This is a genomic window from Streptomyces sp. NPDC088252, assembly GCF_044740965.1.
Classification (GTDB): Bacteria; Actinomycetota; Actinomycetes; order Streptomycetales; family Streptomycetaceae; genus Streptomyces.
This window is the reverse complement of record NZ_JBIURS010000032.1, coordinates 46046-69807: the sequence shown is the minus strand read 5'-3', so window position 1 is coordinate 69807 and position 23762 is coordinate 46046. Positions and strand designations below refer to the sequence as shown.

At 69.1% G+C, this 23762-nt stretch carries 17 protein-coding genes and 5 pseudogenes; 16 read left to right on the top strand and 6 right to left on the bottom strand.

Features of this window, described 5'->3' with window-relative positions:
* Position 1: 1 nt before the first annotated feature.
* The 7 genes and pseudogenes from ACIOHC_RS38815 to ACIOHC_RS38785 all read left to right on the top strand — a co-directional run.
* Positions 2–259: pseudogene (locus ACIOHC_RS38815) on the top strand (cytochrome ubiquinol oxidase subunit I); the annotation flags it as partial.
* Between the two features lie 61 nt (positions 260–320).
* Positions 321–1343, top strand: a pseudogene (locus tag ACIOHC_RS38810) (cytochrome ubiquinol oxidase subunit I).
* Positions 1318–2444: pseudogene (locus ACIOHC_RS38805) on the top strand (cytochrome d ubiquinol oxidase subunit II). Before ACIOHC_RS38810 ends, ACIOHC_RS38805 begins: the two co-directional pseudogenes overlap by 26 nt.
* Positions 2441–2713: a hypothetical protein gene (locus ACIOHC_RS38800; protein WP_401846272.1), complete on the top strand. Its 273-nt coding sequence runs from the start codon at positions 2441–2443 to the stop codon at positions 2711–2713. The pseudogene ACIOHC_RS38805 and the gene ACIOHC_RS38800 overlap by 4 nt, the downstream one beginning before the upstream one ends.
* A gap of 126 nt (positions 2714–2839) precedes the next feature.
* Entirely contained in the window at positions 2840–3820 is a 981-nt protein-coding gene (locus ACIOHC_RS38795; protein WP_365694062.1) for an ATP-binding cassette domain-containing protein, read from the top strand.
* Positions 3821–3858: 38 nt separating this feature from the next.
* Positions 3859–3966, top strand: a pseudogene (locus ACIOHC_RS38790) (NmrA/HSCARG family protein); the annotation flags it as partial.
* 61 nt (positions 3967–4027) lie between these two features.
* Positions 4028–4663: an NmrA family NAD(P)-binding protein gene (locus tag ACIOHC_RS38785; protein ID WP_401846269.1), complete on the top strand. Its 636-nt coding sequence runs from the start codon at positions 4028–4030 to the stop codon at positions 4661–4663.
* Between the two features lie 359 nt (positions 4664–5022).
* Here ACIOHC_RS38785 and ACIOHC_RS38780 read toward each other — a convergent pair whose 3' ends face one another.
* Complete coding sequence (locus ACIOHC_RS38780) at positions 5023–5367, bottom strand: NAD(P)-binding protein (protein ID WP_401846266.1); 345 nt, start codon at positions 5365–5367, stop codon at positions 5023–5025.
* A 323-nt stretch (positions 5368–5690) separates the two neighbouring features.
* On the opposite strand from ACIOHC_RS38780, the gene ACIOHC_RS38775 reads away from it, so the two are divergent.
* Positions 5691–6284 (top strand): TetR family transcriptional regulator, encoded by a 594-nt coding sequence (locus tag ACIOHC_RS38775; protein ID WP_351085433.1) that lies wholly within the window; start codon positions 5691–5693, stop codon positions 6282–6284.
* Between the two features lies 1 nt (position 6285).
* On the opposite strand, the gene ACIOHC_RS38770 is transcribed toward ACIOHC_RS38775, so the two are convergent.
* Entirely contained in the window at positions 6286–8331 is a 2046-nt protein-coding gene (locus tag ACIOHC_RS38770) for a discoidin domain-containing protein (RefSeq protein WP_401846263.1), read from the bottom strand.
* A 572-nt stretch (positions 8332–8903) separates the two neighbouring features.
* On the opposite strand from ACIOHC_RS38770, the gene ACIOHC_RS38765 reads away from it, so the two are divergent.
* Positions 8904–10955 (top strand): phosphocholine-specific phospholipase C, encoded by a 2052-nt coding sequence (locus tag ACIOHC_RS38765; RefSeq protein WP_365694068.1) that lies wholly within the window; start codon positions 8904–8906, stop codon positions 10953–10955.
* Positions 10956–11484: 529 nt separating this feature from the next.
* Here the strand turns inward: ACIOHC_RS38765 and ACIOHC_RS38760 are convergent.
* Entirely contained in the window at positions 11485–12123 is a 639-nt protein-coding gene (locus tag ACIOHC_RS38760) for a hypothetical protein (RefSeq protein WP_401846259.1), read from the bottom strand.
* Between the two features lie 832 nt (positions 12124–12955).
* Here ACIOHC_RS38760 and ACIOHC_RS38755 point away from each other — a divergent pair.
* Complete coding sequence (locus tag ACIOHC_RS38755; protein ID WP_401846257.1) at positions 12956–13789, top strand: PIG-L family deacetylase; 834 nt, start codon at positions 12956–12958, stop codon at positions 13787–13789.
* 404 nt (positions 13790–14193) lie between these two features.
* On the opposite strand, the gene ACIOHC_RS38750 is transcribed toward ACIOHC_RS38755, so the two are convergent.
* On the bottom strand, positions 14194–15084 hold the full coding sequence (locus tag ACIOHC_RS38750) for an aldo/keto reductase (protein WP_401846255.1): 891 nt from the start codon (positions 15082–15084) through the stop codon (positions 14194–14196).
* Here ACIOHC_RS38750 and ACIOHC_RS38745 point away from each other — a divergent pair.
* Positions 15016–15291 carry a hypothetical protein gene (locus ACIOHC_RS38745; RefSeq protein WP_351085442.1) on the top strand — a complete coding sequence of 92 codons (276 nt, stop codon included), beginning with the start codon at positions 15016–15018 and terminating at the stop codon, positions 15289–15291. The genes ACIOHC_RS38750 and ACIOHC_RS38745 overlap by 69 nt on opposite strands.
* A 163-nt stretch (positions 15292–15454) precedes the next feature.
* Here ACIOHC_RS38745 and ACIOHC_RS38740 read toward each other — a convergent pair whose 3' ends face one another.
* Both ACIOHC_RS38740 and ACIOHC_RS38735 read right to left on the bottom strand, forming a co-directional pair.
* Entirely contained in the window at positions 15455–15655 is a 201-nt protein-coding gene (locus tag ACIOHC_RS38740) for an NUDIX domain-containing protein (protein WP_351085444.1), read from the bottom strand.
* 385 nt (positions 15656–16040) lie between these two features.
* Positions 16041–16217, bottom strand: a pseudogene (locus ACIOHC_RS38735) (ABC transporter ATP-binding protein); the annotation flags it as partial.
* A 126-nt stretch (positions 16218–16343) separates the two neighbouring features.
* On the opposite strand from ACIOHC_RS38735, the gene ACIOHC_RS38730 reads away from it, so the two are divergent.
* From ACIOHC_RS38730 to ACIOHC_RS38710, 5 genes are all read left to right on the top strand, one after another.
* Positions 16344–16988, top strand: a complete 645-nt coding sequence (locus ACIOHC_RS38730) for a DUF3558 family protein (RefSeq protein WP_351085446.1) — start codon at positions 16344–16346, stop codon at positions 16986–16988.
* A 364-nt stretch (positions 16989–17352) separates the two neighbouring features.
* Positions 17353–18960: a hypothetical protein gene (locus ACIOHC_RS38725; protein WP_401846252.1), complete on the top strand. Its 1608-nt coding sequence runs from the start codon at positions 17353–17355 to the stop codon at positions 18958–18960.
* A 32-nt stretch (positions 18961–18992) separates the two neighbouring features.
* Positions 18993–19538: a hypothetical protein gene (locus ACIOHC_RS38720; protein WP_351085450.1), complete on the top strand. Its 546-nt coding sequence runs from the start codon at positions 18993–18995 to the stop codon at positions 19536–19538.
* A 594-nt stretch (positions 19539–20132) separates the two neighbouring features.
* Complete coding sequence (locus ACIOHC_RS38715) at positions 20133–20414, top strand: DDE-type integrase/transposase/recombinase (RefSeq protein ID WP_401846249.1); 282 nt, start codon at positions 20133–20135, stop codon at positions 20412–20414.
* A gap of 375 nt (positions 20415–20789) precedes the next feature.
* On the top strand, positions 20790–22919 hold the full coding sequence (locus tag ACIOHC_RS38710) for a BTAD domain-containing putative transcriptional regulator (protein WP_365693059.1): 2130 nt from the start codon (positions 20790–20792) through the stop codon (positions 22917–22919).
* The last annotated feature ends 843 nt before the right edge of the window (positions 22920–23762 follow it).

Sequence of the window (23762 nt, the reverse complement as noted above, 5' to 3'; positions counted from 1 at the left end):
GATGGCAGTTCGCGATCACCGCGATCTTCCATATGACCTTCCCGGCGCTCACCGTACCGTCGGGCTCTCCGTGCTGCTCGCAGTCGTCTGTACGGTCTACGTGCGCACGGGCAATCCCCTCTACCTGCAGATCTTCCGGTTCTGGAAGAAGATCTTCGCCGTCGGGGTCGGCCCGGGCGTCGTCGCGGGCACGGTGATGACCTTCGAGTTCGGCCTGAACTGGGGCACGTACGCCCACGCGGTGGGTCCGGTCATCGGGGTCACCATCGGCATGGCGGTGATCACGGCCTTCTTCCTGGAAGCGGGTTTCATCGGCCTGCCTGCTGTACGGGGACGGACGGATCCGCCCGCGCACCATGGCCCTGGCCGGCTGGATGGTCGCGTTCGGAACCCTGCTGTCCACCACCTGGATCCTGTCGGCCAACAGCTGGATGCAAAACCCGGTCGGCTACGAGAAGGTCGACGGCCAGTTCCACGCGAAGGACTGGATCGGCATCCTGCTCAACCCGGCCTTCGCCCACCGCTTCCCGCACATGCTGCTGGCCGTGCTGATCAGCTCCGCCTGGTTCGTCGGCGGCATTTCCGCCTGGTACCTGGTGAAGAAACGGTCCTCCGCCCAGCCCATGGCCCGCCGCTGTCTGTCCATCGCCCTCGGCGTCCTCGGTGTGCTGATGCCGGTGCAGCTGTACGTCGGTGACGGCACCGCCGTCTTCATGGGACGGCACCAGCTGCCCAAGCTGGAGGCGTTCGAGGGCAACTGGAAGAGCGACAACAACGGCTACAACCTGCTCGTCGTCCCCGACACGGACAAGAGCGAGAACCGGCTGCACGTCGAGATTTCCTACCTCGGCTCGGTCATCGCCCAGGACCTCAGCGGCAGGACGACAACGCCCGGACTGCTGCAGACTCCGCCCGACGAACGCCCCAACATGTGGACCACCTTCTACGGCTTCCGCGCCATGTATTTCACCGCGCTGCTCATGTTCGGCACGGCCTTCGCGGGCGTGGTCCTGCGCATGCGCCGGCGCCTGTACGACTCGCCACGCTTCCTGCGGTGGATGGTGCGGATGACCCCGGCCGGGATCATCGCCATCACCGGCGGGTGGATCGTCGCCTAGACGGGCCGCCAACCCTGGTTCGTCTACGGTCAGTTGCGCACCGCTGACGCGGTCTCCCACCTCAGCACACCCGAAGTCGCCGCCACACTCGCCGGCTTCGTGCTGCTCTACGTCACCCTGCTGGCCATCTGGACCCGCTACATCGTCCGTACGGTCAAGGCCGGCCCCGAGGCACTGCCCACCGGCCCCGCTTCGCCCGATGTCCCGGAGGCCCTCGTTGCTTGAGTACGCCGCTTACGCCCTGGTCCTCTTCTCGCTCGGCATGTACGTCGTCCTCGACGGCTACGACCTCGGCGTGGGGATGCTCAGTCTGGCGGCCGGGCCCGAGCCCCGACGGGAATACGGCGAGATCGTCGCCACCGCCTGGGACGCCAACGAGAGCTGGCTCGTCCTGGTCGGCGTGGTCCTGTGGGCCGGCCTGCCCGGCGCCTACGCCGTGGTGCTGCCCGGCATCTATCTGCCGCTGATCGTCATGCTGGTCTCGATCACCTGCGCGGACTGGGCCTGGAGATGCACAGCGCGGCAGGCCGCTACCGGCGGGGCTGGGCGCTGCTGTTCGGCAGGGCCTCGCTCGCGGCCACCGTGTGCCAGGGCCTCGTCCTCGGTGCCGTGCTCACCGGCCCGCAGCAGCGGAACGGAGCCTTCCACGGCGGGGCCTTCGACTGGCTCAGCCTCTACGGTGTGCTGTGCGCCCTCGGTCTGGTCGTCGTGTACCTGCTGGCCGGGGCCGCCTGGCTGCAGGACAGGACCGAAGGGTGGTCGCGGTCGGGGGTCCGGCGCACCGGACGGTCCCTGCTGCTGGCCGCCGTGGTCATGACGCTCGCGCTGAGCCTGCTGCTGCCGGGCGCCGACCCGCAGCAGTTCCATCCGGGCCAGCCGGTACGGGCCGTGCTGTTCTGGCTCACGGTGGGGGTCGCCGCCGTGGCCGGCGCCGTCGCCTGGCACGGCTTCGACCGCGGCCCCGACTGGCGGCCGTTCGCGGCCGTGGCCACCATGACCGCCAGTGGGCTCCTGGGCCTCGCCGCCGTCTCCCTGCCGGTGGTCGTGCCGCCCGGCCTGACCGTCCATCAGACGGCGAGCCCGCACTCCTCCCAGCTGTTCCTGGTCCTCGGCGGCGGCTTGTGCATGCCGTTCGACCTGGCCTACAACATCTACGCGTGGCGGAGTTTCCGCGGCAAGTACAGCGACCCGGAGGCCGAAGCGCGGGTCCTCTCGACGCTGCGGACGCTGGCCCGCGACCGTACGGTCCTGCTCGCCACCCAAAGTCCGGCACTGCTGCCGCCGGCGGACCAGGTCATCACACTGAGGCACGGGAGAGTCCGATGAACGGGAGCGGCGCCTGGCGTCTGCTGCGCATGGCGGCTACGCGCCGCGCCCTGCTGGCCGGCACGCTGCTGGCCATCGCGGCCGAACTCGGCGGTGCCGCGCTCCTCGGCGTGTCCGGATGGTTTCTGACGACCTGTGCCGTGGTCACCCTCCAGGCCAACACCACCTGGTCCTGGATGTATCCCTCGGGTGCCGTGCGGACGCTGGCACCGGACTGCGCTACCTCGAACGCCTGGTCAGCCACCGGACGTTGCTGTCCGCATCCGTGACGCTGCGCACCCCGCTGGCCCGTGGCGCCGCCCAGCTCCCCCCTTCGACGAACTGCGCTGCCTGGACGCCGTACCGCAGGCGCAACGGTCGACGACGGCCGCGATGACGGCTGTCGAATCCGCCGAATGGGCCGCTGCCCGAGCCGACGGCTGGGACGTCTGGCACTGCGCCTGCTGGCCGCCGTCGGCCAGGCTTCGGTGCTGGTGATCGCCCTGTGCGCGGCCCCGGCTCAGCCGGTCGCCTCCGTGGTGGGCGAGGTGCTGATGATGGCCGCGGGGTGGGAGTTGCTGGAGCGGCTACCCTGGCTGCTGCACCTGCTGACCCAGCCGGGCGAAGCGGCCGGACGCCTCGCGCCCCTCGCTGCCGAGGAGCCACCCGCGGGTCGGCAGCTGCCGACCTCACACGTCCTGGAAACAGACGGACTGCCGCTTCCCGGCTCGTCTGCAACCCTCTCCACGCCCCTGTCCGGCCCCGGCCTGGTGCTGGTCACCGGCCCCAACGGCAGCGGGAAGTCGACGCTGCTCGGACAGCTCGCCGGCCGGATACCGGCCCCCTGTCGGCACGGTCCTCCTCGACGGTACATCGGTGCACGAGCTGCCGGCCCGGGTCGTCGCCGAGACGGTCACCCTGGTGGAGGCCGACGACTGGCTGGCCCACGACACGGTGGCGGCCAACCTCCGTCAACCGTCCCCTCGGCCGACACCGCCGCCCTGCGGGCCGTACAGGAAGTGGTCGGTCTCTCCGCGCTGCCGCTCGACACTCCGGTGGGGCCCGGCGGGCGTCTGCTGTCCCAGGGGCAGCGGCGGCGCCTCGCGATCGCACGCGCCGTGTTGCGGCGCCCCCCGGTGCTCCTGCTGGACGAACCCACCGTCGGCCTGGACCGGCCCACCGCCGACGCACTGCTGGCCGCGCTGCTCCGGACACTGCCCGAGACCTCAGTGGTGATCGCGATGCAGGAGCAGGACCTAGGCCTGCCCGCGCGGCCGCCGACCGCGGTCGTCCGCCTCGGGCGAGGCGTGGACCGGGCCGGCGGCGGCTCGACAGGGCCCGTGGCGGCCGGCCTCAGTCGAAGCAGAGGTCGGACAACTGCCGTTCGAGCGCGGTGACGTCGTCCTCGGGTACCGCTTCGGAGGGACGGGCGGCCATGAGGGCGGGGATCGACGCGCTGCTGGCCCGCGGGGCCCGGATCAGGGCGCTGGCCCGCGACCCCGGCCACAGTGCCGCGCGGAAACTGGCCGACCGGGACGTCGACGTGGTGGCGGGGTCCCTGAGCGAACGCGGGTCGCTCGCCGCGGCCATGCAAGGGGTGGCCGGTGGTCGCTTTCACCACACCCTTCGAGGCCGGTGTCGAGGCGGAGGTGGGCCAGGGGCGTACCATCCTCTCCGCCGCGGCGCAGGCACGCGTCCCCCATCTCGTGTTCGGCTCGGTCGCCGGGGCCGACCAGGACAGCGGCGTACCGCACTTCGAGAGCAAGGCGCGCATCGAGGCGGAACTGACCACGGGTGAGGTGCCGTACACGATCCTGGGACCGACGTACTTCTTCGACAACGCACTCGGCGGAGCGGAACGCATCCTCGACGGTGCTCTCGACCTGCCGCTGCCGCCCGACCGGCCGCCGCAGCAGCTCGCCCGCCCCGACCTCGGCGCGTTCGCGGCGGAAGTGCTGCTCAACCCTGTTCCGTATGTCGGACGGCGTATCGAACTGGCCTCCGACGCTCCCACTCCGGCACAGATGGCGGCTGCGCTCGGTGCCGCGCTGGGACGGGAAGTCCGCCACGAGCGCGTACCGCTGACGGCCATCGGCAATCCGGACATGCATGCGATGTGGACGTTCCTCAACGGCCCCGGCTGCCGCGTCGACATCCCCGCACTTCACGATGCCGACCCGGAGATCCCCTGGACCGGCTTCGCCGACCGGGCGCAGCGCGCCTGGGCGAGCGCCCGCTGAACCTGCCGTCCGCCTACCGGCCCGGCTCGCACGAGCACGCCCGTGCGAGCCGGGCAGGCCCGGATCTCGCGCGTTCACGCGATGTGGCGAACTCGCGCGGGAGTCGCTGCTGCGGATCCGGGCGCACATCGACTGGCACCTCGCCGGTCCGGGCCTGACACCGGAGCCCATCGCCCGGGCCCACCACATCGCCGTGCGCTATCTGCACGAGCGGTTCCAGCTGAAGAACATCAACGGTCGGCCGGTGGATCCAGTGGCGCCGACTGGAGCGGTGCCAGCGTGCGCTGTCCCGCCGGGAGGCGGCGGGGCCGACCATCGCCGCGGTGGCGCACCGCTGGGGTTTCACGAGTGTCTCCCCTTCAGCCGGGGTGTTCCGGGCCGCAACGGGGTCTCCCCCGCCCAGTGGCGCAGCTCCACCGTGCGAGGGCCTCATGCGTCTGCCCCGGGGAGCCCGCCCCAGCTACCGCATGCGCGCTGAGCTGCCGCTTCTGCCATGGTGGGACTCCGGAGCGCCGACGTTCACCGGTGCGTGCGAAGGGGAATGCCACGGTGGCGGGGTCGAGCGGATCGCTGTTGGTTGTCCGCGGAGACCGAGCCTCGATGGTCCGCGCCGCCTCCATCACCCGCGGCTCAAAACCGGCGGCGTGCAGGCCCAGGGCGCAGGTCAGCCCGGCGATGCCCCCGCCCACGATGGTGACCCTCATCCGCCTGCCCCTGCCTTTCGCCAGCACTGCGACCGAAGCACCTCGGTGAGACGCACGACCATGATGCCGGACGGGGCCACCGCGCCGGACGGGGTCGGTTCGGCGCCGCAGCAGCTCTGTCCGTGACCGCCTGTTGGCCCCGGTCCCTGATCCGCTGCTGACTGATCGCTTCGGAATGAAGTTCGTTGTGATTCCTGGCGGTTGTGTGATGCACCGGCAGGATCTGTCAGGCGTTCGATGACCTGTGGGGCCGCATGGCCTCGCAGCCCGCTGCCGCGCGCCCCCCGCGGCGTATGCTTGCGCCGGTCAGGGGAGGAGGCGCCATGGGGCGGATGCCGTCGGCGCAGCGGCGCAGGCAACTGGTCGAGGCCGCGATCCGGGTGATGGCCCGCGACGGCGTCGCGAAGACCACGACGCGGTCCGTCGTGGCGGAGGCGGGTGTCTCGCTGAGCGTTTTCCACTACTGCTTCGACTCCAAGCAGGAGTTGCTCGAAGCGGTGATGGACACCATCTCCGAGCACTCCGAGTCGGATGTCCTCACCACGCTCGTCCGCAGGCCCACTCTGCGCGAGACGATCCGCGCCGGGCTCCAGGCGTACTGGGATCATGTGCTGGCCAATCCCGGCGAGCACATGCTGACGTACGAACTCACCCAGTACGCCCTGCGGGAGCCCGGCTATGAGCATCTCGCCCGGCGGCAGTACGAGCGCTATCTCACGGCACACACCAAAGTGATCCGTCAGCTCCCCTCGGTCCTCGGCGTGGAGCTGACGGTGCCCGAGCCCGCGGCCGCCAGGTATCTGGCCGCGCTGACCGACGGGCTCACCCTCAACTTCCTCGTGCTGGGCGACGAGGAGAAGGCGGGCGACGTGCTGGACATCGTCGCGGAGCAGATCCTGACGTTGGTGCGGGAGTAGCTCAGCGGCTGTACACCGCTGCCTCGTTGATCGAGTAGCCGTACTTGGTAGCCCGCGTCACGCCTTGGATACGGACGAACCGCGCCTGCATCGGGCTGAACACCGCGTTGTCCAGGCCTCCGTCCCCGCTGTCCGTGGACCACACGGTCCGCCACGTGGTCCCGTCGTCCGAGACCTCGATCCGGTAGGCCCGCGCATAGGCCTGTTCCCAGTCCAGGGAGACCTTGCCGACCGTACGGGAGCTGCCCAGATCGAGCCGCAGCCACTGGTCGTCCGACCAGCCGCTCGCCCATCTCGTGCCGGTGTCGCCGTCCACGGCCCTCTCGGCGGCGTAGCTGGTGAACGGGTTCCACTCCGTTTCACCGGCGCTCGCCGCGGCGCCGGCGGCGAGGTTGGGTGCGGGCTTGTGGAGTTCGGTCGCCTTCCAGGTGCGGAGGTAGGACTCCGCGCCGTCGAGCAGGTCCTGCACGGTGTCCTTGCCGCCGCTGAGCCGGATCTGCTCTATCCAGTCGGGCACCATCCCGACCTGGGCCGCACCGTCGGTGTTGAAGTCCCAGGTGCGCTGGCCGGTTTGCTGACGGTCGATGACGGAGCCGCCGTCGGCACTGCGGAAGGGATACTTGACCGCGTTGGGGGCGCTGGGTCCGACCGGTCCCGGCCAGCCGCCGACGCCGTTCATGTCGGTGCCGTAGCCGACTCCGACGCCGTACTTCTGGCGCAACGCCCTGGTGGCGGCGGATTCCTTGGCGAAGCTGTCGGCGCTGGACATGTACGAGGCCTTGAAGCCGCCGAGGCGGTAGACGCGCTCCAGCCAGCCGTCGTCCATCCAGCTGTGGCTGGAGAGCACGCCGGGGTAGTTCGCCGACTCCAGCAGGTCCAGGGCGCGGCCGGCCGCCTTGACGCTCATGTGGTCGGCCTCGAACATCATGTTGCGCTTCATCAGCCCCTTGACGGCGTACTCGCCGAGGCGGGTCAGGCCACGAGTGTTGCACCGCGCGCTGCTGTCGTATGCGGGCACCTTGGTGCCGGCGGGCAGCAGCTTGGTCACCTCGGCCGGGGCGGCCACGCTACCGGCGGGGTTGTCGTGCTGCGGACCGCTGCACTTCTCCGTACTCCAAAAGGTACCGGTGGAGAGGAACTGGCCGATGTTCACGGCCGTTCCGATGGTGCCGGAGTCCATCCGCACCCCGCACAAGGCGTTGTCGAACTTGTGGCACAGGAACATGCTGCGCACACCCAGCTTGTACAGCTCGTCCAGACCGCTGTCGATGTCGGCCTGGCTGCACTGGGGGACGTCGAGGATCTGCTTGCAGCCGAAGGGCTCCGAGGTCTCGACGCCGAGCACCACGGCGAGCTTGCCCTCCGCGACGACCTGGCGGGCATGGGTGGAGTCGGTGACGATACGGAAGAAGCCCTTACCCGTTCCGCCGTAGATCTTGTCGATGTAGTCCTGCATCTCGTAGGTCTTGCGGGCTTCGAGACGGATGGCGTCCATTTCGTTGCAGCCGCGGTCCCTGACGTAGATCGAGCACAACAGGCCGTTGGTGACCAGGTCGTTGACCAGGATCCGCTGGCCGCCGCGCCAGGTGCGCTCCAACCACGCGTAGTAATTCTGCTGATGGCTCAGGGAGTTGTGGGCGGGCCAGGACTTGAACGTCGGCCAGCCCACCGGGTCGTGGTGGCCGTCCGCACCACCGGTGACGTTCTCGAAGAGGGCGAGCGAGCCGTCGGGATAGTGCTCGGGGCAGTCCGCGAGGGCGTCGGCGATGCCAGCTTCGGAGAACGGCTTGCCGCAGATGATGCGGCCGCCGAAGCCCTCGTTGGACATCACGTGATTGTGCGCGTCGACGAAGCCACGCACCCGGCCCTGACCGTCCGTGCCGCGGAAGGGTTCGCCGGTGACGTTGATCTGTGAATCGGCGGTCGGCCGCGCCGTGGGCTCCCACCAGGGGGTGTCGGCTCCGACGGCGGGCGGGGAGCCCACACCGAGAGCCAGCAGGAGGGTGACGACAACGGCAAACAGTCCACGTCTGCGGAGGAGGGTCATCCGGGCTACCTTCGCTGTCCGGGATGGGCGCGCGCCAACTTACTCGCGCGTAGGTCCCGTCGAGGATGGCGCGGACCTGACAACGAGTCAAGAGTCCGGGACAGATGACCTATTTGATATCCCGTCAACTCGGCTGGCTGAAGAATGCCCTTTCGGGACGGCCTGTCTTCGGGCGCCGGGGAACTCACGCGATGGCACCTCGCGCAAGCGGGTGCCGGCCGATGTCGGTGAGGGGGGTGACATTGAGGTGCCTCCCCCGCCCCGAACGTGAACGGGACGGCCTCCACGTTCCATGGCTGCGGCACGATCTTCAGAGCGCCGACCGCCGGAGCGACGAGCAGCATCCAGCCCATGGACGATCCCGAACATTTGATCAGCGCCTTGGCCCCGGCGACCGAACGGCTCCGGAATCCCTCTCCCCGCGACGCGCTGACGGCCCGCACACCAGCCGCCCACATTTTGCTCGACCGTCACCTCGGCCCACTTTCCTCAAGTCCGGGTCCTCTTGAATACTCCGTCTGCCCCTCTTCAAGGACGGACATCACCGACACAACAGGAGGACCCCCACAGCCATGACTGAAATCAATCGGCGTCGCTTCCTTCAAATCGCCGGAGCCACCACGGGGTTCGCCGCCCTGTCCGGCTCCATCGACCGCGCCGCAGCCATCCCCGCGGCGCGGCGCAGCGGAACCGTCCTGGACATCGAGCACATCGTCGTCCTCATGCAGGAGAACCGTTCCTTCGACCATTACTTCGGGTCGATGAAGGGCGTCAGGGGCTTCGGAGACCCCCGCCCGGTGACACTGCCCAGCGGCAAACCGGTATGGCACCAGACAAGCGGCGGCAAGGAAACCCTGCCCTACCACCCGGACGCCGACGACCTGGGCATGCAGTTCATCGCGGGCCTCGACCACGACTGGGCCGGCGGCCACAGCGCGTTCAACAACGGCAAGTACGACAACTGGATCCCTGCCAAAGGCACCGGCACCATGGCGTACCTGACACGGGACGACATCCCGTTCCACTACGCCCTCGCCGACAAATTCACCATCTGCGACGACTACCACTGCTCGTTCATCGGTGCGACCGACCCGAACCGCTACTACATGCTCTCCGGCCACGTCGGCAACGACGGCACCGGCGGCGGCCCGGTCCTCGGCAACCAGGAAGCAGGCTACGGCTGGACGACATACGCCGAACGCCTCGAGAAGGCAGGCATCTCCTGGAAGGTGTACCAGGACATCGGCGACGGCCTCGACGCGGCCGGCGGCTGGGGCTGGATCAACGACGCATACCGCGGCAACTACGGCGACAACTCCCTGCTGTACTTCAACAACTACCGCAACGCCAAGCCCGGCGACCCCCTGTACGAAAAAGCGCGCACCGGCACGAACGCCAAGGCAGGAGACGGATACTTCGACATCCTCAAAGCCGACGTCAAGGCCGCCAGGCTCCCGCAGATCTCCTGGATCGCCGCCCCCGAAGCGTTCTCCGAACACCCCAACTGGCCAGCAAACTACGGTGCTTGGTACATCTCGCACGTACTCGACGCGCTCACCTCGAACCCCGACGTATGGAGCAGGACCGCCCTGTTCATCACATACGACGAGAACGACGGCTACTTCGACCACGTCGTGCCGCCCTACCCGCCGGCCTCCGCCAGCCAAGGCCTGTCCACCGTCGACACCGCACTCGACCACTACAAGGGGAGTATCGGATACGCCGCAGGCCCCTACGGCCTCGGACAGCGCGTCCCGATGATCGTCGTCTCGCCATGGTCCACCGGCGGATACGTCTGCTCCGAGACCTTCGACCACACCTCGATCCTGCGCTTCATGGAGAACCGGTTCGGAGTGAAGGAGACCAACATCTCACCATGGCGGCGCGCCATCTGCGGTGACCTCACATCCGCCTTCGACTTCTCCCTCAAGATCACAGACCCGGCTGACCTGCCGGACACCGCGAGCTACACCCCGCCTGACCGCGACCGCCACAACAGCTACGTGCCGAAGCCACCCGCCCAGGGCACCCTGCCCCGGCAAGAGGCCGGGGCGCGGCCGAGCCGCCCGCTCTCCTACGCTCCCTACGTCGACGGGGCCGCAGACCTCACCACCGGCAAGTACAAGCTGACGTTCAGCGCGGGGGACCGGGCGGGCGCCGCCTTCCAGGTGCGCTCGCAGAAGCGCACCGACGGTCCGTGGACGTACACGGCGGCAGCCGGGAAGCCCGTTTCCGACAGCTGGAACTCGGTGTACTCCGGCGGTAGCTACGACCTCACGGTCCACGGCCCCAACGGCTTCCTGCGCACCTTCGGGGGCAACAACAAAACCGCCGAGCCGGAGGTGACGGTACGTCACGAAGCCGGCAATCTGAAGCTCACCCTGACCAACCCGTCGACCGCCGACGCGCACCTCACCGTGACCAACGCGTACGGTGGCGAGCATCAAACCTACACGGTCCACGCCGGAGCCACCGTCGTGCAGAGCATGGACCTGCGCGCCACCAAACGCTGGTACGACCTGACGGTCGTCGTCGAGGGCAACGCCGGATACCTGCGGCGTCTGGCCGGGCACGTCGACAACGGTCAGGCCGGCGTGAGTGACCCGGGCATCGCAACCGTGTGAGACCTGCACCCACCACCCGGCGGACGGAAGGGCACACACTCGAAGGGTTTCGAGGCACTGGCGTGACGTGCCGGAGTTCATCGAGATCCTGGACACCGGGCGTCGTCCTCAGGGTGCTGGTTTCTGGCAGAGTGCGTGCGACGACGAAGCCCTGACGGATATCCGGCGGGGCTTCGTGGCGCGGCGGGGCTACTACGGCGTGCAGCGTCCGGCGCGGACGCCGTTGTATCCCGGCCCTCCACTTTCGAGCACGCGCAGCAACGATACGGTGACGACACGTGTTGTGCGGCCGATGCGCAGCATGCGGCACGGGAACTCTCCGCGACGAGCCAGGTCGTAGCCCTTCGCCCGCGAGAACCCCAACGCCCTGGAAGTGTCCTCCACGTTGCCTGTTCCGCCCCAGGTGGCGCGGATGCACGAAGGGCTGTACTGGGTGCCTGCACGTCGTTAATCTGTCCGTGCATTTCGGATCTCCGGTTCCAAGGGCGCTGCTTACTCGCGGCCTATGCAGTTCGTAACTTTCACTCCGTCACGCTGCGCCGTTGCGGCGAGACGGAGAACTCGACCTTTCAAGGTCGCTGGGCAGAGGGCCCGGCGGTGCTGTGAGGCTGGCTGCGCGGACGGCAGTGACGAAATCCTTACGGCGGGATTCGAGGCGTTCGATGAGCGGGTCCCGCACCCATCCACCAATCAGTTGGTCCCACATGGCCGGGCAACGGTCGACTAGGGTGAGAGCCTGAGCTACTTGCATTTCGGTGAGGGTGGCGCTGCTGTGGAGGCAGTAGTCCAGAAGATCCCGGTCATGCCTTCTTTCCTCCTCGTCCTTGCGCGCCCACTCGACGAGAAAATCCCAGGCTACGTAAGCCGCGCTATGACGATCGTCGGTGCAATCTTCTGGGTCGCCGGGACACCAGCCTGCTTCCAGGGCGCTGATCGTCGCGCGCAGTACCGCGCGATCGAGCGCGCAGCGTTCCAAGAGGCGGCATTGCGAGAGAAGGAACTCTGCGGCTGTAAGGACATCAGGAGGGGCGAGGAGTTCCAGTGAGGCGTATCGGGTTTCCACCGGGATGGCGTGCTTGGCCACGAGCCCCTCGCGTTCATCGTGATCGAGGTTCGGGAGTCGCTTCACCACACCTACCAGGGTGTCGTAGACGCTCAGGAACTCCATGCACGCGCTGTCGAGTGTGCCGTTGCTGATCCCGCTGGAGAAGGCTCTGTGTCTGTACCGCCGAGATGGCCGTGTCGGCCTGGATACGCCCGGCGAGGAGCGCGGCAGATGTTGCGCTCTCTGCGCTGCGCTTGGTCCACCACGCTGCAACCAAGGCAGTGGGAACGGAGAGAAGGGCTGCGACCGCGCCCAAGTCGACCATGTCCATGGACCAATGCTGGGTGAACAAGACCTGCCATGAGGGCGATTCGGTGCAAATTGATGAGACCCGACATTTGTTCCTGCTCGCCCGGCTGTTGAGGCAGTTCGTTTGATGAGACGTCAGCGCCGTGTACGGAGATCACGGAACCGACCGACGAGGCAGTGTGATGGAGACAGACGAGGGTGCGTTAGCCAGGATGCGGGCGGCAACGGCGAAGCCTTGAAGCTGACTGCGGCCATGTCGCGCGCACGGGCTCACGATGTACCCGCAGAGTCCGTCCACATCAGCGTTCGGCCAGCGGGCTTTGGACAACTGGGTCGTGCTTGGGGGAATGAACTGGGTTGACTGGCGGCTTGGTGCGGCGTACGGAGGCCGACGTGGCGCTGCGACGTGCAGGTCGCGCCTGTGCCGCGTTCGCGTTGAAACTCCGACGCCTGGAAGGCCAATTTGGCTGCGCCGGGAACAGCCGGTCCGGTCGGCACGGTTACATCGACCGAGGGACCGGCGCCGTACGGGCGGGGAGACGCGGAGAGTGCAAGGGTGTCCGCCCCGTCAGGATCCGGGCCCCAGGATCGCGGTACGCCCGCCGCGCACTCGGACCAACCCGTATTTCTGCAGGAGGACTGTTTCATGATTGACCAGCCGTTGACGCTCATGGCAGTGCACGCTCACCCCGACGACGAGGCCACCGGAACCGGAGGGGTCCTCGCGCGGTACGCGGCGGAAGGTATCCGCACGGTTCTCGTGACGTGTACCGACGGCGGTTGCGGTGACGGACCGGGGGGTGTCAAGCCGGGCGATCCCAGGCATGATCCGGCGGCCGTTGCCCTGATGCGCCGCCAAGAACTCAAGGCGAGTTGTGACGTACTGAAGGTCAGCGATCTGGAACTGCTGGACTATGCCGACTCCGGGATGATCGGCTGGCCGAGCAATGACGCCCCCGGATCCTTCTGGCAGACCCCCGTGGAGGAAGGTGCTGCCCGACTTGCGGAACTCATGCGGCACTATCGACCCGATGTGGTCGTCACCTACGATGAGAACGGCTTCTACGGCCACCCCGACCACATCCAGGCCCACCGCATCACGATGGCGGCGCTGGAGATGACCGCGCTGACACCGAAGGTGTACTGGACGACAATGCCTCGCTCGATGATGCAGCGGTTCGGGGAGACCATGCGCGAGTTTCGTGGGGACATGCCGGAACCGGATCCTGCCGAGGCCGCCGCGATGGCCGAGATCGGCCTGCCCGACGATGAGATCACCACGTGGGTGGACACCACCGCGTTCAGCGGTCAGAAGTTCGATGCGCTGGCCGCGCACGCCAGTCAGGGCGAGAACATCTTCTTCCTCAAGATGGGCAAGGAGAGGTTCGGCGAGTTGATGGGCATGGAGACCTTCGTACGTGTCAAGGACGCCACCGGCGCGGCCGTACCCGAGAACGATCTCTTCGCCGGACTGCGCTGATCGGCTGTATGTCGTCATTACCGCGTCGGCGCCGGCGTGGACTGGACAATTCGCCAGTCGGGTGGCGGCCAGCACAGCACTGGGGCTCCTGCCCGCAGTCGGGCTGCCCACGATGGCCCGAACGTCGCAGAGCCGGATCCGTGAGTGGCGCAACTCGCCATGGAAGGGCTGCTGTTTGCGGGTGTGCTTTGGGCCGCTTCGGCGCCGGCCTCCTTTGCCGTCCACTTGACCGTGCTGCGTGAAGACGCAGCACGGTCGGTCCAGCCAGTTGGTAACGTCCTTCCCTGGAGGACCCTCGGGCTGTCTATCGAACTCACCGTCGCTGAACCCACGTCCCGGCTGGTTCCAATCGGGAGCGAGGAACAGCCCACCGCGGGCTCAGAGGTTTCTGGCGACTTACGCTTTCAAACCTCCACACGGGCCTGGCCTTGCTCCCCTTCTCCTGCAGCCTCATCGCCGCAGCCACGCTTGGTGCCGCGCTGGTACCAAAGGTCGGCCCCAAGCAGCTGATGGTCAGCGGTATCGCCGTAGCGCTGATCGGCGCTCTGTGGCTGCCCCAGATCGAACAGACCGGCGGCTAGCTCCTCGTCGTGCTGCCCGCGACGATCCTGATCGGACTGGGCCTCGGAGCAGCATTCGTCGCCCTGCCCAATACCGCCCTGGCCGACATCGACCCCTCGGACACCGGTGTGGCCAGTGCCGTGATCAGCACAACCCAGCCGATCGGAGGCGCGATGGGGCCGGCGCTCCTCAACACGCTGTAGGTTTCGGCGCTCACCGGGTTCCTCGCTGCCCAGGACGGCACGATCACCAAGGCGGTGCGCCTGGACGGATACGTCCACGGGCACCGCGTCGCCTTCATCGCCGGTACGGTTGCCTTCACCCTCGCCCTTGCGGCCGTCACCCTGCTGATCAAGAACCGATGCGTGCGGACACATCCCCGGAAGCACCCGTGCACGTCGGTTGACCGGTGCCCGGCGCACGTACTCGGGCCGACCATTCAGGTCGAGCACGCTGCCGTCGTCGGTGATCTCCACGCCGGTCTTGGTGGCAAGAACGGCTGCATCCCGGCGCCCGGCCAGCGCCTTGCCAAGGAGCTGCTCGTTGGCGAAGGGGCCGTAGCTCTCGGCGGTGTCCAGCAGGGTGACGCCCAGCTCCAGCGCGCGGTCGATCGTGGCCAGCGACTCGGTGTCTCGTCGATGACGCCGTAGAAGACGCTCACGCCCATGCAGCCGAGACCCTGCACGCTGACGGTCAGCCCCTGGCGGCCCAGTGCACGGTGCCCCGACGCGCAACAGCGTGGCGATCTCGCCACGGAGATAAAGCCGGACGATCTCCTGATCACGGTCCTCGCCATGGCTCAGGCGTGGTTCTGGGCCGCCGAGGACGTCGACCCCGGGCCGGTCAGCCAGCCCTGGTCTCCAGAGCGACTGGCCCCGCACCGTTCAGCAGTTGTCGAGGCCGCCCGCCGAATCGGCCGGAAAACTACTGAGGGCTCGTAACACGATCCGGCCGTTCACTGGGTACGGCGCCTGGATCTGCATGGCGCCCATAATTGCCCATGCCTGCTCACTGGCCTGCCGACGCCAGCGGCCGGCCCGTCGAACGCCCCGAGGCGGTCGCGGCCTGAGCACCTCGCGGGCGAGATCCGACGGCACCGGACCATCAGACGATATCTTCAACGATCCACAGAACGCGCGGCGACGGCGGCGGGCTCGGGCAGCAGTTCGGCGGCCGGCCGGTCTCCTCTGCGAGTTCACGGGCTGCGGCAGCCCGCGGTGTCTCTCCCGGCTCGACCTTGCCGCCGGGCGAAGGGGGCGGGTTCGCTGATTTCTGGCGGTCGCAGCCGAACCTCGCCAACGGCATCGCGATCTCCAACCAAAAGGTGCTCGCCCCTTCTCCCTACTGGCCGGCGCCATCACGGCCGACGGCAACACGCTCGTACGCACGGGCGCCATGAACCCCAACTGGAACCACCCTGTGGGCGCCTGTGCGTCAACTCATACGGCAACGCCGTCGACGCCACCGTGAACATCGCCAACACCACGATCACCAACAGCCGTACAGGGCTTGGCGAGGTTCAGCGACATCCAGGCCACCGGGGTCGGCTCGGCCCGACATCTACAACTGCCCCTAACCGTCCGGCTCGGGCACCCACAACCTCGACGCCGGCGATGGCAACTCCATTACACCGCATGGTCGGACTGCGCGGCCTGGCCGCAGCCCGGCCACCGCGATCTCGCCAAGGGCCGCCCGCGTACACGGCCTCGTCGATGTCGAGCGCCACGAACAGGATCGTGGTCCCCCGCTCCCGCCGCAGCCCCTTACGAGGGCCTTCAGATCGGCGCGCGTCTGCGCGTCGACGGCCGCGAACGGCCCGTCCATCAGCAGCACGGGGCTCGTACGCGAGCATGCGGGCGACGCCAATCGCTGATGCATCCCGCGCCTGTCACCAGTTCCCCGCGGGCGCGCGGGCTGCGTCCGCAGAGACGGCGGCGAGCGGCGCCTCCGTTCACCTGAAGAATTCCCTAACCCGGCACGAACACATGCGTCCATGCTGATCAGAGCGGTGGACCGGACCGGACAGTACGGGGCCGGAGCTGCCGCCCCCGCGCGGCGCAGAGTCGGCGGCGGTGACAAGGAGGTCTGGCTGATGATGTCCCGAAGACGCTTACGGCATGCTCCGGTGCTGACCGTGACGCTGCTCGTGACGCTTGCCGCAGCCGGGTGCGGCGGTTCCGGCGATGGGGCTCCCTCCGCTGCCGACCGGCCGCGGTCGGACGCCACGGACCGCACCGGCGACAGCGGCGGAGCCCCGGCGAAAAGGCCGCCGGCGGACCCCTGCGGGCTCGTCTCCGTCCAAGAGGTCGAGCAGTTGGGAGGCGCGTCCGTCACGGCGAAGACGAGCGAGTTCAACACCACGGGCTGCGAGTACTCGCACGAAGGGGTGCTGATCTCCTCGACCGTACGGGGCGACGAAGCCAAGGCCTTCGCCGACGACACTCTCGCGGGAGCCCACAAGAAGCCGCTCTCCGGCGTGGGCGAGGAGGCCTACTCCTACGACGCCTCCGATCACGGGACCTTCGCCGTGCTCTTCCAGAAGTCGGGGACCTGGGTGGCGATGACCGTGGTGGCGGACAGGGCGGACAACGCCGGGCGGCTGAACGAACTCGCCCGGACGGTGGCCGCGCGCATCTGACACCGGCAGCCGGGCCCGCGCCGGGCCGCACCCCACGAGCACGGCGCGCAGTCGGCGGGGGCACGTGCCGGGGGTGGGGGCCGGGCGCGGGCGGAAGTGCTGTCGTGCCGCGCGACCCGTTCCTGCGACCCGCCTCGTCCGGCCGTGCCGAAGCCCTGCACGTCCGCGTGCGAGGCGAGGCGAGGCGGTGGCGGAGTACTCCACGAGGCCGTCTGCCGCCGTTGCCCGGTAGCCGCAGCGACCACGAGAGGCGACGCGGCGACCGGTGGCCCGAAGGATTCTGAACAGGGCGCGAACACGCCAGTTGATGATGGTCTACGAGGTACGGCGCCGCGCGCGTCGGCCATGGCGAACGGATCACAGCATGAGAGGTATCCGGCTGCTGTCGGCTGCGTCACGGGGGGTTGCGGCCCTCCGCCCGGGGTGGACCCTGAGCGCGCGGCGCCCGGGGAGGCGGGGCGCGCCGATCGCGATCGCACTCCTCCTGACCACCACAGCGGCATGCGGTGGCGCACCCGGGCGTGCGCACGAGGGCTCCGGTCCGGCCGACACGTCCGAGGCCGCGCTCACCTACGGGACCCGGCCGGTCCGTGATCCGTCGATCACCTACCAGCCCGACGTCGTGATCGTCGAGGGCGGACCGCGAGCGATCCGGTCGGCATCCAGTGACGGTCTGACCTGGACCATCGACGGAAAAGCCCGCGGTGCCCAGGATGTTCGGCTCGGAAAGGTCCTGTACGCCACCAGCCGCGCGGTGGGGCGGGTGCAGGAGGTGCGTCGGGTGCACGGAGACGTCGTGGCCACCCTGGGCCCGGTGGAGTTCACCGAGGTCTTCCGCGATGCCCACCTCACCCTCGACCAGGACATCGACGGTGGCGCGCTCCACTACCTGGAGATCCCGGACCTGCCCGGGGCGGTGACCGTGTCCGCGGATGCCCCGACGGATGCCCCGACGGACGCTGCGACAGAGGCCGAGAAGGGCGCTGCCAAGGGCGCCGTGCGGGATGTTCCGACGACGGCGCGGACGATCGGACAGACGTCGGTGCGCTCCGCGCATTCGGGGCGCGTCGGCGCCGTGGTCGCACGGGAAGCGGTCCGGGTCGCCGCGGCGGCCGGGGGCACGCTGCCGCCGGCCAGGTCGAGCAGCGTCACTGCGGATCTCGGGGAATGGAAGGCCCAGCCGTACCGCAGCCCGGGGGCGTTCGGCCTGAAGTTCAATCACAAGGCCGCGGCGGGGCTCAAGGTCTTTGTCGACTTCTCACTCAAGACGGAGAAGCTGCACATCCGTTCCGATGTGCCGATCTCCGGCGGTCGGGTCGCCGACGGGGCCACGTTCGCCGTCGAGGGGATCAAAAGCGTCGCGATCACCATCGCCGCCGGTGCGGCCAACGGTGTCATCGACAACTCGAAGATCCGGGCCGAGGTACCGGTCCAGATGACCCTGCCGATCGCTGGGACCCCTTTCGCCTTCAACATCAGCTGGAAGTTCAGCGTCGCCACCGCACTCGGGGGCAACAACACCACGGTGACCGCCGGCGGTGAGTGGGGGCTCGACGGTGCCATCGGCATGGTCAACGGCTCGATCGTCACCCCGAAGCTCTCGGTGATCAAAAGCATCATGGACTCGGTCACCGGAATCTCCGTCGGAGTCAGCGGCATCGCCACCGCCGTCGAGTTCAAGGTCCAGGTCGGAGTCGGTGTGCCCGCTGCCTTCGCCGGTCCCTACGCCAAGCTCGTCATGGACTTCGGGGTGACCAACGGCTCGGCCCTCGGCGCCCCGCTGACCCGCTGTGTCGGAGCGACGCTGGACGGCAAGGTCGGCGGGGGCGTGGGGGTCTCCGTCTCCGCCGTGGCTATGGCCGCCCTCAAGAAGCTCCTGCCGACGATGAAGTTCCAGCTGCTGCAGGAGAGCCTGACACCTTTCGTCCACAGACAGCAGACGCTGCCGGACGTACCGCTGTGCAAGTCCTGACACCGAGACGAAGGCAGACAGTGAGGATCCCCATGAACCGCAACCGCAGCCGCCCGCCGTCCCCACTGGTGCCCCTGGCCGTGCTCGCCCTGCTCGCGCTGTCCGGGTGCGGCGGCCACGGGCAGTCCCCGGCAGCCGGCCCCTCGTCGAGCGAGCCGGCCACGGCAACCCGGACTCCGGAGGAGAGCACCGAGGCGCCGTCGCCGAATGGGGCAGCCGTCGACTCCTGCGCCCTGGTGACCAAGCAGGAGGCCGAGAAGCTGGCCGGAACAGCGCTCGACCCCGCGACACCGGTACGGGACACATGCACCTACACGGGTCCCGTCGCCGGGCCGACGGCCCAGGTGGAGATCTTCGTCGGGGACGGTGCGAAGAAGTACCTCGACATCGAACGCGACCTCGGACACACGCTCAGGCCGCTGGCCGGTATCGGCGACGAGGCGTACGCCGAGGACGAGGCGGTCTTCCTCCGCAGGTCCGACCGGTGGGTGTCGATCCGTCTGGTGCGGCTCAACGCCCCGGCGGAGAACCGCACACCACTGCAAGAGCTGGCCCGAAAGGTGGCCACCCGGATCTGACCCGTGTCCACCGTGCGCACCCGCCCCATCCACAGGAGCCCCCCGCGATCCTACCCGTCGCTGTCGTTCTCGTCGTGCTGCTGTTCATCCTCGCCTTCGCCGTGCCCTACAACGGTCTCGTCCGTAGACGCGGTGCGGTGGACAATGCCTGGGCCCCAGATCGAGGTACAGCTCGAGCGGCGCCACGATCTGGTCCCCCAACGCGTGGAAGCCGTCAGCGGGTAGGCCGCGCACGAGCGGCAGACACAGGAGAAGCTGTCGGTCACCGAGAACCGCATCGCCTACTCCCGGCAGTAGTACAACGACGCGGTCTTCACCTGCAACAACGCGATCCAGACGGTCCCGGCCGACGTCATCGCGGGCTGACCGGCTTCGCGGTACGTGTGCGACGGCGGACGACGGACGACGGGAAGCGCAACGCCGGACCGGCGCAGGCCTGGTCTCCTGTGCGCTGCTGTTGACGCTGATGGGCAGACTGAACGGCGAGCGCGGCACCCGGCAGGACGCCGAGGTCGCGGGCCGCCGGCTGGGTGTTCCTGAACACCTCGCCGCGAGTGGGCTGTTCGGCCGACAGCCCACCGTCCCGGTCACCCCGTGGGGTCGGCATCTGGCTTGCACGGCGGCGCTCGGCCTCGCCCACGCGCGGTGGCCGTCCCGGTCGCCAGTGCCCCCAACCGCTGCTGGGTCGCTGACTTCACGCACGTCGCCACCTGGAGCAAGGTCGTCCACGGCGCCTTCGTCGTGGACACCTTCTCCCATCGCATCGTCGGCTGGTCAGCCTCCACCGCCAAGAAACCAGGCTCGTCCTGGACGTTCTCAAAGTGGCCCTGTGGCAACGCGATCGTGTTGGATTCACGTACGAACAGGGCGAGTTGATACATCATTCGGACGCGGGGTCGCAGTACATATCGTTCGCGGCGCTGGCCGAACATCTGGACCGAGCAGGAATCGCGGCGTCGATCGGCTCGGTCGGCGACGCCTACGACAAGGCCCTGCTGGAATCTACGATCGGGCCTGTTCAAGACCGAGCTGATCAAACCCGGCCGGCCCGGGAAGACACTCTCCCAGGTCGAGCTCGCCACCTCCGAGTGGATCGGCTGGTACTGCCACCGCCGACTCAACGGCGAGACAGGCCACGTCCCACCTGTCGAGTAGGAGACCAACCACTACAGGAGATCCACGAAACCCCAGGTCACAACCACAATCTGGGATCTCTGCCGAACCCGGGGCGGTTCAGAGTATCCTGACGCGGTGACCACCAGCGCGGGAGGGGCTGCGGGTGCTGACCGGGTGCGCGACCCCGATACTGTCGCGCGACTGGCGGAGTCGGCCCTGCGGCAGGGGCAGTACAACGAGGCGCTGCGGCATGTCGCGACGCTCCCGGCAGACGCGCTGCTGCCTGCCGAAATGACCTGGAGGCTCGGCCGCGTACTCCATCAGCGGGGCGAGTTCGAGGGCGCCGAGTCGCTGTACGAACGCGCGGCCTCCGGTGCCGGGGACGTCGGCGCGGACCAGGCCCAGTTGCTGGCCGGCCGGTCGGCAGCACGCTGGGCCCGTGGTGACCGGACGCTGGCACGGAGCCTCGCCGACGAGGCGGTACGGGCTGCCGAGCAGAGCCGCGACGACGCTGCGCTGGCGGCGGCCTACCTCGCCCAGGCGCTGGCCGCCTTCAGTGAGGGCGATCGCGCCGCCAACGAACACGCCTACGCCAGGGCCTTCGCAGCGGCCGAACGGGCCGGGGACATAGGCCTGCAGCTGCGGATCCGCTGCAACGTCGGCTCCCGCCTGGTCGAGGAGGGGCGTCTGCGCGAGGCGGTCGACGCCCTCACCGAGGCGATCCGCCTCGGTGAGGGCGTCCCCCATCAGACGCTGCTCGCACTGGCCCTGCACAACCGCGCCGAGGCATGGCTGGGGCTCAGCGATCTCAACGCCGCCCGCGCCGACGCCGATCGCGCGCTCACCCTGTGGCAGCGGGAGGGCTCACCGCTGGCCGCGTTCGGACTGCTGATGATCGCCCGGGTGCACCTGACCCGGGGCTCCGCCTGGCAGGCGACGGCGACCTACCGCGAGGCCCTGGCGATGGCCGAGCCGGACGGCAACGCCCAGGTCGTGGCACAGGCATGGGCGGGGCTGGCGCGCACCTGCTACGCCGACGATCCGCGCGAGGCGGCACGGTACGCGGAGTTGTCCCTCACGCTTCCGAGCGCCGCCGGGCCGGTCACCGGCGAGTTGGCCGCAGGCTGGATCGCACTGTGCAGCGGAGACACCGCCTCGGCCGCCCAGTACGCCGCAGACGTCCGCTCGGAGGCCGGCCGCCGCCGCGACCCGGCCGGGCTGGCCGAGGCGATGGAACTCGCCGCGCTCGCCGCATACCGGGGTGATTCAGCCGCGATGCCGGGGCGCCCTACCGCACGTCGTGCCGCCGGGCTGGTGGAGGCGGCCGCGGTCTGGGCCGACACGGGCAACGAGGTGGCACTGGCCACCAACGCACTGCTGCGGGCGCGCCACGCGGGCGACCGGCTGTCTGAGGACGTCGCCTGGCAGCGGCTGCACCGGCTGGGGGTGTGCGACGACGTCTGGCACATCGCCGGGCCGCTGGCGGCGATCGGTCCGCCGCCGATCTCCGAGGTTGCCGTGCAGACCCTGGGCCACTTGGCGGTACTGCTCTCCGGAACGCCCGTCCCCCCGGCCGGATGGCAGTCGCGGAAGGCCCGTGAGCTCGTCAAGGTGCTGGCGGGTCAGCTGGGAAGACCGGTCACCCGGACCGCGCTCGCCGCCCTGCTGTGGCCGCAGACACCTTCGGAGGTGGCCAACCGTCGCCTGTCGGTGCTGATTTCGACGGTGCGCGCGGTCCTCGACCCGGCGCGGCGGCATCCGGCCAACCGCTTTCTGGTCACCGATCCCTCCAGCGTGCGGCTCAACACGGGGCACGTCGTCCTCGACACGGTCCGGTTCCACGACGCGGCCCGTGCGGCCATCGCGGCGAACGCCGCGGTCGAGGGCAACCGGGACACGGCGGCCGGCGTCGACATGGTGGCGCGCCTGGAAGTGGTCGTCAGCATGTACACCGGCGACTTCGGCGACGACGGCGAGCCCACCGGGGAGTGGAGCGAACGCCCGCGCGCGGCCTTCGCCGAGCTGCACCGTGACGTCGTCCGTGCCCTCGCCCGCCGCTGCCTGCGGCTGGGCCGCTGCGACGCGGCAGCCGGCTGGTACCTGCGCCTGATCGGCGAGGACGGCTACGACGAGTCGGCCCACCTCGGACTGATCGCCGCACTCTCCGCGGCGGGCCGGCACGGCGAAGCCCGCCGCCGCTACCGGGACTACGCCAAGCGCATGCACGAGATCGATGTCCACCCCGTCCCCTTCCCCACGGCGTGACGGCCCGGGCGAGAAGCCCGCAGGCGTTCCGGTTTGCCTCCCGCGCCCGGCCCTGGCCCGCACCTGACGTCGGTCGCCGGACCGCGACCGTCCCCCGGCCCCGAAGCGGGCCACCCCGCTTCGTCGTCATTCAACCGGCGAAGCAGGAGCAGCAGGTTCACCAGATGTGGCGGACATGAAGGTGAAGGCTCCCGGGGCAGGTACGGCGATCCTCGACGCCTTCGCCCAGCACAAACACGGCCTGTGCTCGAGAGAAGCCCGCAGCACCCCGGCTGCAGCCCCGACCATGTCGGCGAAGCTGACACGGCGACACCTGCAGTCCCTACTCAAGCAGGCCGGCCGGGTCCGCGGCATCCAGACCGAAGCCGAAAGGCTCGACGAAGTCTTCAAGAACGAGAATCTCCACCGCGCGGTGAGCCGGTCGGCCTTCGCCGCGGGGACCGTCACCACCAGGCCGTTGACTACGTTGCGAAAATGGCGGTGGACGGTCAGTGGAATCCCTGCGTGCCCCGCGGCATCGACCAGTTCCCGCTGGGAGTCGTCGACGGCGTGGCCGCCGCGGCACGTTCCTTGGGGAGGATCGCTGCGCGGCCGGTGCACTGTCGAGCGTGATGATGCGGGTTACGGACGACCCGGACCGATCGTCCGTGGCTGCGTGTGCCAGGCTGCCGGGCACGGCGAGTGGCAGCAGCAGGAGGGCGGCCGCTGCGGTGATGGATTGTCGGTTCACGACCAGAGATCCAAGCCCGCGCCTCCGTAGCGGATCAATCGTTTGCAATGTCGCGTTCTTGCCGTGCCGAAAACTCGACGTGGTCCTGTGCGCGCGGCCGGCCTGCCCGAGGC